Source organism: Cellulomonas sp. McL0617 (assembly GCF_049994875.1).
In the GTDB taxonomy this organism is placed as follows: Bacteria; Actinomycetota; Actinomycetes; order Actinomycetales; family Cellulomonadaceae; genus Cellulomonas.
Window position 1 is genome coordinate 2,546,748 of the sequence record NZ_CP188256.1, and the last position, 13,046, is coordinate 2,559,793.

The following is a 13,046-nucleotide window of genomic DNA, read 5'->3' on the forward strand; positions in this document are numbered from 1 at the left end:
CCCGACGGTCGTCAGAAGCGGTAGGCCGTCTGGCCGTGCTCGTCGCCGAAGACGAGCACCTTGGCCGGCGCGACCCGGTAGACCAGCGCGCCGCCGCCCGTCGACCCACCCGAGCTGCTGAGCTCGACGAAGCGCTCGCCCCTGACCTCGAACCGCCAGTCGTCGCCGTACTTGGCGAACCACGCGGCGGCCAGCACCTCGAGGTCGTCGCGTTCGGTGACCCGGACCGCGCGACCCTCGACCACGACGTCCTTGCCGTTCGCCCAGCCGCCCGCGCCGCCGCTGCCCGTGGTCACCGCGACCTGTGGGTTGCCGTCGAGGTTGCGCTGCTTCTGCTCGTCGGGCCCGGTGCAGAAGGCGAACGTCCCCGCCTGCCACACGCCCACGAGCGGCACCGCGTGCGGGCGGGCGTCGGCACGCACCGTGACGATCCAGTAGAGCTGCGCGTCGGCGAGGATGCGTTCGACGACCTCCCACGGTGGTGGCACCTGGGTCGCGTCGCCGTAGCGGGGATCGATGACCCCGCTGGTCACCGAGTCGTCGCTCACGCGCGGGCCGCCTCTGCGGGGTACCGCGAGGCGGGGTTCGGGCTCCGGCCCGAGGACGCCCCGGTGATGAGGGCCAGTGGTGGCATGTCCTACCTCCGTGTGCCTACAGCGTCCTCCGGCTCGGGCCGGGCAACAACTCGCGGAGGCGGAGCCGCCTGACCCGCGACGACCGCGTAGGCGGCGCCGACGACGAGCGCGCCCCCGACGAGGTTGCCCGCGCCGACGATTGCGAGGTTGCGCCCGAACGCGGCGAGGGTCGCGCCCGGGACGTGGCCCAGCAGGCCGAGCGTGAACGTCGTCATGTTGGCGACGACGTGCTCGAAGCCCGAGGTGATGAAGGCGAGCAGGCACCAGAAGATCACCACCAGCCGGGCGACCTCGCTGCGCAGTCGCGCCGCCGACCAGATGGCCAGGCACACGAGCATGTTGCAGAGCACGCCGCGCCAGAAGAGCTGACCGCCGGACTCGTGGCTCTTGGCCGCCAGGATGCCGGCGAGCATCGTCCCGGCGGGCGTGCCCGGAGCGAGCACCCCGGAGGCGTGCACGATGGCGCCGAAGACCACGGCTCCGACGAGGTTGCCGACGAACGAGAAGGCGAGCGTCGCGCCGGCGGCTCCCGACCCGATGGTCCGGCGGATCGCCCCTTGCGTGAGGGTCATCATGTTCGAGGTGGCGAGCTCACCGCCGGCGGTGAGCACCAGAGTCAGCGCGACGCCGAACACGAGCCCCTGGACCAGCTTGGTCCACGGCGACCCGGCAAGCGCGAGTCCCCCGGCAGCCGTGAACATGAGCACCACCGCGACGCCGATGTAGGAGCCCGCGAGCGCGGACTGCACGAGGTAGGCGAGCGGACGGCGGGTCATCTCCACCTTGGTCGCGGCGTACTCCGCCTGGTGGTCCATGGTCTGCTCGATCGTCAGCACAGCTGACCGTCCCATCCGGGCGGGGCCGGTCGGCAGGGCTGGAAGTCCCGGGCCTGCGCCCCTCGTCAACGACCGCCCGTGATCCGGCGGAAGCGCTGCGAGACGCCGGGCTCGCCGTAGGGGTAGTCGTCGACGACCGGGACGCTCGCGTCGGTGAGGCGGGCCGTCTCCTGCTCGGACAGGTCCAGGTCCGCGGCGCCGAGGTTGTCGATCAGCTGGTCCACGGTGCGGGCACCGAGGATCACGGACGTCACCGCGGGCCGTGCGCCGAGCCAGGCGAGCGCGACCTGCGACATCGGGACGCCGCGCCCGTCGGCCACCTCGCGCACGGCGTCGACCACCCGCCACGTCCGGTCCTGCGCGTTGCGGGCCTTCCACGCCTCCATGCCGCGCGCTGGGTCCTCACCCAGGCGTGTGGCGCCCACCGGAGCGACGTCGCGCGTGTACTTGCCGGAGAGCCAGCCGCCGCCGAGCGGCGACCAGGGCAGGAGACCGAGCCCAGCGTCGAGCGCGGCCGGCACGACCTCGTGCTCGATGTCGCGGACCAGCAGGTTGTACTGCGGCTGGAGCGTCACGGGAGCCGCCCAGCCGTGCGAGCGCGCGACGTGCACAGCCTTGGTGAGCTGCCAGCCCAGGAAGTTGGAGAAGCCGTACGACGAGATCTTGCCCGCGCCGACGGCGTCGTCGAGGAAGCGCAGCGTCTCCTCGACCGGCGTGAGGGCGTCCCAGGCGTGCAGCTGGTAGAGGTCGACGTGCTCGACGCCGAGCCGGCGCAGGGACGCGTCGAGCGCCTGGCTCAGGTGCCGACGCGAGAGTCCGAGGTCGTTGGGCCCCGCTCCCGTGGCGAACCGCCCCTTCGTCGCGACGACGAGCTGGCGGGCCTCGGTCGCGTGCGACGCCAGCCACCGGCCGATGATCTCCTCGGACGCTCCCGCGGAGTAGACGTCGGCCGTGTCGACGAACGTCCCCCCGTTCTCGACGAACGTCGTGAGGATGTCCCCCGACGCGGCCTCGTCGGCCTCCGACCCGAACGTCATGGTGCCGAGGCAGTGCGTGGAGACGGCCGTGCCGCTGTTCCCGAGGGTGGTGTAGCGCATCGTCCGAGCACATCACGGTGGCTCAGCGGCCGCCAGCGCGCCGGACGGCGACGTCGTTCCTAGGCTCGGTAGCACCACCGAGGAGGCACCATGGCGAGCTACTCCGTCAACCCCGGCGCCGTCGCCCACATCCGGGCGATGATCGACGCCCACCAGTACGTGCTGGACAGCGACTGGGGCGACGCGCAACCCGACGCCGAGGCGCAGAACGCCTATCTCGAGAAGCACTCGTGGTCGGACTACGCCGCCTGGCATCTCGGCCTGACCGACGGCGCGACCGACGAGACCAAGGCCCGGTACGCGTTCGTCGCGGGCGACTTCCGCCGCGTGCACCGCACCGCGTTGATCGCCTGCGTGTTCCGGGCCGCGGAGTGGCGGCACAAGGACGTCGAGCTCGCGGCGCACGGCCTCCTGCAGCACCTGGATGAAGTCAGCGGCTGACCGTTCGCCTGACGCGCGGGCGGGCCGCGACCGACCTACGCTGCTGTTCTCCACAATTCATGGACGGGGAAGATCATGACGAGCAACGATGCTCCTGTTCCCGCGGTGCCGGACGACCTGACCGACGCCGACAAGATCCAGGCGGCCGGGCTCGACGACGTCGGACGCAGCCGGATCGACGACACGACCGAGGCCGACAAGATCCAGGCGGCCGGGCTGGACGACGTCGGACGCGTGCCGGCCGACCACGCGACCAACGCCGACCGGATCGAGTCGGCCGGGCTCGACGACACGGGACTCAACCCGGTCGACGACACGACCGAGGCCGAGAAGATCGACGCCGACGACCTCTGAGGCGAGGTTCAGGACGCCCCGTCCGCGGCGGGCTCCCGCGACCGCTCCGGGACCGGGAGGTCGAAGCCGACCGCCCGGACCCCGTGCAGCTCGCCGAACGTGGTGCTCAGCGTGCCCACCGGCCGACCCAGGCTCGCGAACTCCGGCTGGAGCCCGAAGACGCCGGCCAGCACCGCCTCGGTGACGGCGACCGCGGCCACGGACTCGCGGTTGGAGATCCCCCGCTCCGCGACGCGGTACCGACCGCCACCGACCGACTCGACGGCCTGCCCCCACAGCGCTCCCCCGCGGCTGCGGTGCACGCGCGACAGGAACTCGACGGCGAGGTCCGGGCGCCCGAGGCGGCACAGGCCGTAGGACGTCGCGCCCGGCCAGGCCGCGAACGCGCCCGCCGCCCCGTGGTCCGGGCGGTCGGAGAACGGCGCGATCGGGTCGTCGGGCGACAGGGCGCGCATCCACTCGCCGTCGATCAGGTGCGTCGTGGCGAACTCCACCATCTCGCGGCGGTGGGCGGCCGACAGGTCCTCGGTCAGGTCCGCCGCGACGAGCTCGAAGTCGAGGCAGTGGCCGATCACGTCCTCACCGGTGGGGTGCGCGATCCGCCAGCGGCCGCCGCCGGCGTACTGCCCGAGGACGGCCGCCGCCAGCTCGTCCGCGTCCCGGGCGGCCTCGTCGGCCTCGTCGTCGGCGCCGAGCGTGCGCAGCAACGACGCGAGGGAGCGCAGCATGCCGACGTACCCGGCGTTGAACGAGACGACGGCGTGCCGGTAGTTGGGCACGCACTCGAGCAGCTCCCAGGCGTCGTCGCCCAGGTCGACCAGGACGCCGGCCCCGAACGCCGACCGCCGGGTGCGCGGGCGGAAGGCGAGCCGTCGCAGGTGGTCGAGCACGGTGCGCCCGCCCGCCACCTCGTCGAGGAGCGCGGTGTCGCCCGTCGTCGCGACGTAGCCCTGCACGATGCGGAACAGGGCGTGGTCGTTAGACGCGTAGTGGTTGCCGACGGGCAGCAGGTTGCGCACGTCGAACGAGTGCGACGCGTCGTAGTCCTGCGCGAGCGCGGCGAGGATCCAGCTCCGCAGCCCGGCCGGCTCGAGCATCGCGGCGGTGCGGGGCCACTCGGACAGGTCCCAGTAGTAGGTGGTGGTCGGTCCCAGCCGCGGCCCGCCGGTCAGGAACACCGGTCCGAGGTCGCTGACGCCCGTGTTGCGCAGGTACAGGGCGAGCAGGATCCCGAGGTAGTAGGTGGTCGAGAGCCCGTCCGACGACCCGCTCAGCACGGGCAGGTAGCCCGAGTGGTCGGGGTTGCCGGGGACGAAGGCGTTGGCCCAGAGCGTCCGCCAGCGCGCCGCCACCTCGTCGAGCGCCGCACCGAACCGGGCGGCCTCGGCGCGGGCCGCCGGGACCACGTCCGGGCCGAGACCGATCTCGAGCACGAACGCCACGGACCCGGTCTCGCCGGGCGCGAGGTGCAGGTCCCACCGCGCGATGCCGCGCGAGCCGTCGGCGACGAGCGCGCTGGGCGCCGGCGAAAGCGCGTACGCGCTGACGGCGGGTGACCCGGAGTCCGCGACGACGACCGCGTCGGTCCCGTCGACGCTCGCGCTCCAGCGCTGGGCGTGCCACCACGGACGCGTCGCGCCGGCGGGAGACCCGTCGACGACGAGCGACGCTCCGTCGGCGGTCACCCGCGCCTCGATCGCGTGCCGCCCGGGTGCGAGCGGCCGGTCGGCGACCACACGCTCGCCGCCGATCACGAGAAACGGCCGGTCACCGTCCAGCCCGAGCTGGAGCGAGTCCGGGTGGTTCCCGTGGGTGAGGATCACGCCCGTCTGGCCCGACGTCGCGACCTCCACCGACACGCACACCGAGGTGCCGTCGGCCAGCCCGACGGCGTCGAGCACGTGCTCGCTCGCCGGGTTGTCGAGGACGTACGGGCCGTCCAGGACGACGGCGTCCGAGCCGACGGGCACGATGGTGACCGAGCGGACCACGCCCACGATGCTCGACGCACGCGTGCGACCCGAGTCCGACGTCGAGTGGTCGGGCAGGCTCGCCTCGAGCAGCATCGGCGCGTCGTCCTCGTCGCGCTGGATGCCGGGGACGCGCGGGCTGCCGAGCCGGATCGCCCGCAGGTCGTGCGGGAGCAGCTGGACCTGCCGCGGCCGGTCGGCGAGCGCCTCGGCGCGCACGCGCTCGGTGGCGAAGTAGTCGTGGTGGTGACCGTGGTTCCAGGGCAGGCCGTACGTCCAGCCCCAGTCGACCTCGGAGTGCGCGACCGGCGCGCCCAGCTCCTGCTCCAGCGTCACCGTGCGCGGCTCGGCCGCCTCGTTGGTGACGGTGACCCGCCAGAGCACCCGGTCGGCCTCGTACGCGAGCCGGGTCTCGGTGGACACGCGCAGCCGGTCGAACACGGCGTCACGCGTGACGCCCCACGGCGCCCACCGCGACCGGTCGGCGGCGCGTACGCGGCCGTCCACCCGCAGGACCCCGGTGTGGTACCCGCCGACGAACGGCGGGATCGCCAGCCAGGACAGCGAGGTCAGGTCGGCGTTCACGTGCGCCTGTCCCCACTGGTTGCGCAGCGAGTGCAGGTGCACGAGGTCCTCGCGCGCCATCCAGTCGCCCACCAGCTCGTCGAGAGCGGGGGGCTGCGGTGCGGCCCTCACTTCGAGGCCCCGGACATCAGGCCGTGGATGAACTCCCGCTGGCTGACCAGGTACCCGACCACCGGGATGAGCGCGGCCAGGAACATGATCCCGAACAGCTGCCCGTAGTCGGCCGAGTACCCGCCCAGCGACACGTAGATGCCCGTGGTGATGGTCTGGCCCTGCCGCGGCCCCAGGATGAACAGCGGGTTGAGGAAGTCGTTCCACACCCACAGGCCGAGGAAGATCGCCACCGTCGCGGTGGCCGGCCGCAGCAGCGGGAACGCGATCTGCCACCAGATGCGCAGGTCGCCGGCGCCGTCGACGCGGGCGGCCTCGATGGTCTCGCGCGGGATGGTGCGCAGGAACCCGACGTAGACGAACACCGCGAAAGACATGTAGCCGCCGCCGACGTTCGACGCGATCAGGCTGAGGTACGTGTGCGCCAGGCCGAGCGTGCGCAGCAGCTCGACGATCGGCAGCAGGATGACCTGCGGCGGGATCATCAGGCCCAGGGCGAACACCGCCAGCAGCAGTGCCCGGACGCGCGGCGTGCGCTGCGCGATGTAGAAGCTGACCGCGGACGCGAGCGGCACGAGGATCCCGACCGTCAGCGTGGTGACCAGCAGCGAGTTGGCCAGGCCGCCCTGGATCAGGTGGTCCGGTCGGCTCAGCGCGGTGCGCAGGTTGTCCAGCGTGAACGGCGACGGCAGGCCGAGCGGGTTGGCCAGGATCTGCTCCTGGGTCTTGAACGCGCTCGAGATCGCGATGTAGATCGGCAGCACGAAGACGAGCGTGACGAACCAGGCGAGGACGCCGTGACCCGTGCGGGCGCGTCGGTCGCCGCTGCGGCGCACGGGGGCGGCGTCGGCGTGCTCGGCGCGGCGGACGGTGGGGCGCGGCATGGTCGGGGCGCTCACAGGTCTGCCTCGCGGCGGCGCAGGATCGCGGTGGTGCCGTACGCGACGACGGCGGTCAGCACGAGGAGCAGCATCGCGATGGCCGACGAGTACCCGAACTTGTTGTTCGTGAACGCGACCGTCACCAGGTAGTAGGCGGTCGTGCGGGTGCTCTCGGCGGGGCCGCCCCCGGTCAGCACGGCGACGACGTCGTACAGCTTGAAGGTGGTGATGAGGCACAGGACGACGGTGATGGTCGTGCCCGGCGCGATCATCGGCACGGTGACGTGCCGGAAGCGTCCGCTCGCACCGGCTCCGTCCATCCGTGCCGCCTCATACAGCTCGGCCGGCACCGACTGCAGCGACGCGGTGTAGACGACCGTCGCGAAGCCGATCGTGATCCAGCTGACGGTCAAGCAGATGGCGAACGTCGCCAGGCCCGGGGTGCCGAGCCACGGGATGGGCGAGTCGGTGACGCCGAGCCGCCCGAGGGCCGAGTTGAGCAGCCCGTCCTGCGTGAGGATGCTGCGCCAGATGAACGCGACGATCACGCCCGAGAGCACCTGCGGCAGGAACACCAGCGTGCGCATCGCCCTGTAGTGCCGCCCGCCGCGGTTGAGCAGCATCGCGAAGCCCAGGCCGACCGCGTTGGCGACCACCGTGACGACGACCACGACGATCCCCGTGAAACGCAGGCTGTCGTGCAGGCGGTGATCGGAGAGCATGGCCGTGTAGTTCTCGAGGCCGACGAACGAGCTGTGCGCCTTGAGCGGGCTGCGGTCGGTGAAGCTGGTCAGCAGGCTCTGCAGCAGCGGGTACAGCAGGAACAGGGCGTAGAGGCCCATGGCGATCCAGGCGACGCCGGCGAGGCCGGGCGACCTGCGGCGGACGGAGCGGTGCGGCACGAGGGTCCTTTTCTCGACGGTGCGCTGGTGCGGGTGCCGGGCGCCCACGGTGAGGGTCGTGGGCGCCCGGCGGAACGACGCGCTACTTCGCGGTGGCGGCGTCCCAGTCGGAGTCGAGCTGGGCGAGCTGGCCCTTGACGTCCGTGTTGGAGAACAGGGACTGCGACAGCGCGTAGAAGCTGTCGTTGATGCCGGGCGCCAGGGCGTCGTCGTTGTTGACCCAGCCGAACGCGCTGACCTTCTTGCTGTCGCTGTTCACGTACGCGTACGCGGCGTCGTACAGCGTGTTCGTCGAGGCGCCGAAGTCCTTGATCCCGGTCTTCTTGAGCATCGGGAACGCGCCGTCGGTCTCGATCAGGACCTTGAGGTTGTCGGGCGCCAGCGACCATGCCTCGGCGAACGCCTTGGCCTTGTCGACCGCGGCGGACTTGGCGCTGACGGACGTGGTGCCGCCCATGTTGAACGGGATGACGACCGAGCCGTCGTCGGTGGGCAGCGGGAACGCCCCGAACCCGTCGGCCTGCTCGGGCGTCACGTACGAGCTACCGGTGAACCAGCTGCCCATGATGTACATCGCGCTCTTGCCGTCCAGGAAGTTCTTGTTGGCCGTGGCGAAGTCGACGTTCAGCGCGTCCGGGCTGTAGGCGCCGTCCTTGATGAGGTCGACCTCCTTCTGCATCGCGGCGACGAAGTCCGGGTCGGTGAACTTGACCTTGCCGGCGTACCGGTCCTGGATCCAGCCGGGGTTCTGGCCCAGGACGTCGGCGGACGCGAGGGCGACGAGCGGCATGCTCGCGGCCCACGGCTCGCTGCCGGCCAGCTCGATCGGGACGACGCCCGCGGCCTTGAGCTTGGTGACGGCCGCCGTGAAGTCCGCCCAGGTCTTCGGGATCTCGACGCCGGCGTCCGCGAAGATCTTCTTGTTGTAGAAGACGAACGGCAGGATCTGGGAGTTCGTCGGCGGGATGTACGTCTTGCCGCCGATCGCGTTGCCGTCCGGCTGCAGGAAGTTCTCCTTGAGCCAGGCGTCGTCGAACGGCTCGAGCAGGCCGGCGTCGGTGAAGTCCTTCGGGTTGATCGACGACAGGACGTCCGGGAAGTCGCCCGAGGCCTGCAGCTGCTTGGCGTAGGCGTTGCGGTCGGCGTCCGGGCTCACGATCTTGGTGACCGAGATCCCGGGGACCTCCTTGACGGCGTTGTCGATCGAGGTGTCCCAGAACTGGGACGTGAGCGCCGGGGTCTCGAACGTCATGAACGTCAGGTCGGTGCTGCCGGCGGAGGCACCCGAGGTGTTCGAGTCGCCGGAGCCGGACGTCGAGCAGGCCGCGAGCGCGACGACCGAGATGGCGCCGAGTGCGACCGCGGACGCGACACGTGAACGCTTCACTTCATCCTCCTTGATGAACCGGCGGGGTGGCCGGGAGCTTGGTGCGGGCGGACGGGGGATCCGCCCTGGGCCACGGCGCGGCGGACGGCTCTGTCCCGTTACCTCGCTGTGACCATTAACGCCATTCGATGGCGTTAATGCGCCGAAGTTAACCGCGCCCGGAGGCGTTGTCAACGACGAGTCCGCCGGGGCGGCGAGTTCACCCGGAGATCAGCAGTGCGGAGGTCCTCGGCGAGAGGGCCGTGTCGAGCACGAGACAGGCCGCGCCGACGGCCGCCACGTCCTCGCCGATCGACGAGTCCGCCAGCCGGACCTCGTGCCGGGTCTTGCGGTCCGGCGAGGTGGCCACGAGCCGCCCGATCTCGTCGCGCATCCGGTCCGCGACGCGGGCCCAGGCCGGGCCGCCGAACACGATCTCGTCGAAGTCCAGCAGGTTGACGACCGAGACGAGGCCCGAGGCGATGAACGTGGCCGCGCGGTCCAGGATCGCGCCCGCGCCGACGTCGCCGGCGTCTGCCAGCTGCACCAGCGCCGAGAACGCGTCGTCGATGGCCGCGAGGTCGTGCTCCGGCGGCTCGTGCGGAAGAACGCCCTCGTCAACAGCCTGCGCGACGAGGAACTGCGGCGTGGCCAGGTGCCCGAGCATCTCGCTGCGCCTGCGCTCGGGCAGCCCGGCCCCGGGGACGACGAGAGTGCCACCCTCCCCCGCGTTGCCCGAGGTGCCGCGGAACGCCTCGCCGCCGATGGCCATGCCGATGCCGATGCCGGTGCCCAGGTAGAAGAACGCGAAGTCGTCGGACCCGGTGTCGTTGGTCCACAGCTCGGCGACGACGGCCGCCGTCACGTCCTTCTCGAGGATCACCGACAGGCCGCTCGCCTCCGCGACCGAGTCGCGCAGCGGGACGTCGCGCCAGTGCTCGAGCAGGGGCGGGTCGACCACGCGGCCACGGACCGAGTCGATGGGTCCGGGCGTGGCGATGCCGATCCCGAGGAGCTTCTCGCGCGAGATGCCCGCACCCGCGACGACCGCGTCGATCGACCGCGCGATCGTCCGCACGGTCTCCTCGGGGTCCGTCCCGGCGGGGGTGCGGGCGCGTTCGTGCGCGACCACCTGGCCGCGCAGGTCGAGCACCACGTAGGTGATGACCGTCGGGTCCAGGTGCACCCCGACGGCGTAACGGCTCGCGGCGTCGAGGCGCAGGATGACGCGCGGCTTGCCCCGGCCCTGGATGTGCTTGCCGGCCTCGATCACCAGCCCGTCGTCGAGCAGCCTGCGCGCCACGTTGGACACCGTCTGCGGGACCAACCCGGTGATCTCGGCGATCTCGACCCTGCTCAGGCCGTCGGGAGTCCGCCGGATGAGGTCGAGAACGACCGTCTGGTTGAACCCACCGACCGCGGGCAGGTTGGTACCTCGGCGCATCGACGCTCCTCTCGCGGAGCACCCTAGGCGATCCGCGCGCCTGCGCGTGGACGCCGGTCAGCCGGGTTGCTCCTTCGTGCGGCTGAGGAGAAGTCCCTCGTGGGTGGTGACGAGGGCGTAGCGGACCGCTCCGGTGCGACCGTGCAGCACGAAGACGGTCCGGTGCTCGTCGCGGTCGACGAGCTCCCACCAGCCGGTGTCGGCGATGAGCTTCGTGTCGTCCGTGTACGTCAGGTGGTCGAGGTCGTGGTCGGGCACCGCGACGGCGAGCCGCGGTCGGCCGACCTCGGTCGGGAGCCCGCGCGGCACGGCCCACGACCGCAGCACGCCGTCCTCCTCGAGCCGCAGGTCGTAGTGCGGGCGGGGCACCCGGTGGTCGTGCAGGACGAACGCCGGCCGGTCGGCTCCCATCAGGGCCCGTCCCCAAGGTGCTCGCGTCCCCACAGCGCCGCGCTCGTGCGGTCGCTGACCCCGATCTGCCGGAACACGTGGCCGACGTGCACCTTCACGGTCCGCTCGCTGATGCCCAGAGTCCGCGCGATCTGCTTGTTGGCCAGCCCCTGACCGATGAGCTCGAGCACCTGGCGCTCGCGCTGACTCAGACGGTCGACCGGCGAGGTGACGGCGGTCGGGAGCAGCGCGGTCGCCACCCGGGGGTCGAGCGGGGCATGCCCCTGGGCGGCCGACCGGACGGCGGCGATCAGGTCGCGCGGGTCGCAGTCCTTGAGCAGGTAGCCGGTGGCCCCGGCCGCCAGGGCGTCGCCGACGCGCCGGGTGTCCGAGAACGAGGTGAGGACCACGACGCGCGTGCCGGGCTCCGCGGCGACGATGCGTCGCGTGGCCTCGACGCCGTCGAGCACCGGCATCGAGAGGTCCATGAGCACGACGTCGGGCCGCAGCTCGACCACCAGCGCGATCGCGGCCTCGCCGTCCGCCGCCTGTCCGACCACGCGCATGCCGTCGGCGCCGTCGACGAGGGTCGCCAGCCCGGAGCGGACCAGGTGGTGGTCGTCGGCGAGCAGGACGGTGACGTCGTCGTCAGTCATGCGCCCTCCCCTGCTCGACCGTCAGCCGCCACCGGCACCCGGCCCCGGGCTCGGAGCTGACCTCGAGCCGCGCGCCGGCCGACGCCGCGAGGTCGGCGAGCAGGCGGAGACCGAAGTGCCCCTCGACCGGCGCGGCGAGCACCGCGTCGACGTCGAAGCCGATGCCGTCGTCGCGCACCTCGAGGACGACCGTGCCGCCGTCGCGGTCGACGCGCACCAGAACCTCGTCCGCCTGCGCGTGCGTGACCGCGTTGCGCACGGTCTCGCGGGCCACGCCGTAGACCAGCTGCGCGGTCTCGGCCGACAGCCCGGCCTCGACCCCGTCGGCGTCGTCGAGCCGGATGGTGACGCCGCGCGCGGCCAGGCCGCCCACGAGGTCCTGCAGGGCGGCACCCAGGCCGGCGGTTCCGAGGCTCGCCGGGTAGATGTCGACGAGGAGCGACCGCAACCCCTTGATGCTCGCCCGGACCGTGTCCGCCGCACCGCGCACGGGCTCGGCCAGGTCGGGGGCGGCGGACCGCTCGGCCCGTTCGGCGACGCCGGCGAGCGCGAACGAGGACGCGGCGAGCTCCTGCACGACCCCGTCGTGCAGGGTCGCGGCGATCCTGCGACGCTCGTCGTCCGACGCCTCGACGGCGTGCTGGAGCAGGACCTCGCGCTGCGCCTGGGACCGCCGCAGCCGGTCGAGCAGGGTCCACAGGACGGGGAGCATGAGGACGAGCAGCAGCAGGAGGCTCGTCAGGGTGATGCCGGCGAACCCCCGCCACAGAGCGGTCGACCGCTCGGTGACCGCGTCGTAGCGGCTGTAGGTCTCGAGCAGCAGCGGCGTCCCGTCGGGCGTCCACACCGGCCGGTAGACCTCCAGCAGCTTGCCCTGCCCGCGCTCGTACACGTTCTCGGGCTTGTCGAGGTCGCTGACCTCGGCCTCCGTGGTGGGTCGGGCGAGGACGGACTGCTCGTCGTCGCCCAGCGCGAAGACCCGACCGACGAGCCGCGGGTCGTCCGAGTAGACGATCTTCCCGTCGCCGTCCCAGACCTTCACCCGGACCACCGAGTCGCTGAGCACGTTCGCGCGCACGACGTCGTCCAGTGCCGTCACCGCGGCCGGATCCCCCGAGGGGAGCCCGTCCCGGAGCACCGGCTGCACGACCGCGTCGGCCAGCAGGTCGGTGAGCCGGGCGGCGTCGTTGACGGACTCGTGCTCGGCGATGCGTCGGCTGGCCGACAGGCCCAGGAACGCCACGATCACGAGCACCAGGGCCGCCGCGGCGACGAGCCGCCCGAACACCCGCCAGGGGCGGACCGGACGCGACTCGACACCGCCGCCGGCGCCCCGCAGCCGGGTCAGCGTCGTCCACCGCGGACCGGGTGTGGGCAC

The 13,046-nt window shown here is 72.3% G+C and carries 13 protein-coding genes; 2 read left to right on the forward strand and 11 right to left on the reverse strand.

Annotation, left to right across the window (positions count from 1 at the left end):
• Nucleotides 1–11: 11 nt before the first annotated feature.
• The 3 genes from ACPPVS_RS11640 to ACPPVS_RS11650 form a co-directional block, all read right to left on the reverse strand.
• On the reverse strand, nt 12–548 hold the full coding sequence (locus tag ACPPVS_RS11640; RefSeq protein WP_426592429.1) for a pyridoxamine 5'-phosphate oxidase family protein: 537 nt from the start codon (nt 546–548) through the stop codon (nt 12–14).
• 89 nt (nt 549–637) lie between these two features.
• Nucleotides 638–1,471 carry a formate/nitrite transporter family protein gene (locus ACPPVS_RS11645; RefSeq protein ID WP_426592430.1) on the reverse strand — a complete coding sequence of 278 codons (834 nt, stop codon included), beginning with the start codon at nt 1,469–1,471 and terminating at the stop codon, nt 638–640.
• Nucleotides 1,472–1,536: 65 nt separating this feature from the next.
• Nucleotides 1,537–2,568, reverse strand: a complete 1,032-nt coding sequence (locus ACPPVS_RS11650) for an aldo/keto reductase (protein ID WP_426592431.1) — start codon at nt 2,566–2,568, stop codon at nt 1,537–1,539.
• Nucleotides 2,569–2,658: 90 nt separating this feature from the next.
• Here ACPPVS_RS11650 and ACPPVS_RS11655 point away from each other — a divergent pair, with 90 nt between their 5' ends.
• Nucleotides 2,659–3,009, forward strand: a complete 351-nt coding sequence (locus ACPPVS_RS11655; RefSeq protein ID WP_426592432.1) for a hypothetical protein — start codon at nt 2,659–2,661, stop codon at nt 3,007–3,009.
• A gap of 75 nt (nt 3,010–3,084) precedes the next feature.
• Nucleotides 3,085–3,363, forward strand: a complete 279-nt coding sequence (locus ACPPVS_RS11660) for a hypothetical protein (protein ID WP_426592433.1) — start codon at nt 3,085–3,087, stop codon at nt 3,361–3,363.
• An 8-nt stretch (nt 3,364–3,371) separates the two neighbouring features.
• Here the strand turns inward: ACPPVS_RS11660 and ACPPVS_RS11665 are convergent, their stop codons facing one another.
• From ACPPVS_RS11665 to ACPPVS_RS11700, 8 genes are all read right to left on the reverse strand, one after another.
• The gene (locus ACPPVS_RS11665; RefSeq protein WP_426592434.1) at nt 3,372–6,029 is read right to left on the reverse strand and encodes a hypothetical protein; all 2,658 of its coding nucleotides are present in this window, start codon (nt 6,027–6,029) and stop codon (nt 3,372–3,374) included.
• On the reverse strand, nt 6,026–6,928 hold the full coding sequence (locus ACPPVS_RS11670; RefSeq protein WP_426592435.1) for a carbohydrate ABC transporter permease: 903 nt from the start codon (nt 6,926–6,928) through the stop codon (nt 6,026–6,028). Before ACPPVS_RS11670 ends, ACPPVS_RS11665 begins: the two co-directional genes overlap by 4 nt.
• Nucleotides 6,925–7,812, reverse strand: a complete 888-nt coding sequence (locus ACPPVS_RS11675) for a carbohydrate ABC transporter permease (protein WP_426592436.1) — start codon at nt 7,810–7,812, stop codon at nt 6,925–6,927. Before ACPPVS_RS11675 ends, ACPPVS_RS11670 begins: the two co-directional genes overlap by 4 nt.
• Before the next feature lie 82 nt (nt 7,813–7,894).
• Complete coding sequence (locus ACPPVS_RS11680; protein ID WP_426592437.1) at nt 7,895–9,199, reverse strand: ABC transporter substrate-binding protein; 1,305 nt, start codon at nt 9,197–9,199, stop codon at nt 7,895–7,897.
• 199 nt (nt 9,200–9,398) lie between these two features.
• Nucleotides 9,399–10,622 carry an ROK family transcriptional regulator gene (locus ACPPVS_RS11685; protein WP_426592438.1) on the reverse strand — a complete coding sequence of 408 codons (1,224 nt, stop codon included), beginning with the start codon at nt 10,620–10,622 and terminating at the stop codon, nt 9,399–9,401.
• 57 nt (nt 10,623–10,679) lie between these two features.
• Complete coding sequence (locus ACPPVS_RS11690; RefSeq protein ID WP_426592439.1) at nt 10,680–11,033, reverse strand: DNA polymerase ligase N-terminal domain-containing protein; 354 nt, start codon at nt 11,031–11,033, stop codon at nt 10,680–10,682.
• Entirely contained in the window at nt 11,033–11,668 is a 636-nt protein-coding gene (locus ACPPVS_RS11695; RefSeq protein WP_426592440.1) for a response regulator, read from the reverse strand. The genes ACPPVS_RS11690 and ACPPVS_RS11695 overlap by 1 nt, the downstream gene beginning before the upstream one ends.
• Nucleotides 11,661–13,046: a sensor histidine kinase gene (locus tag ACPPVS_RS11700; protein WP_426592441.1), complete on the reverse strand. Its 1,386-nt coding sequence runs from the start codon at nt 13,044–13,046 to the stop codon at nt 11,661–11,663. The genes ACPPVS_RS11695 and ACPPVS_RS11700 overlap by 8 nt, the downstream gene beginning before the upstream one ends.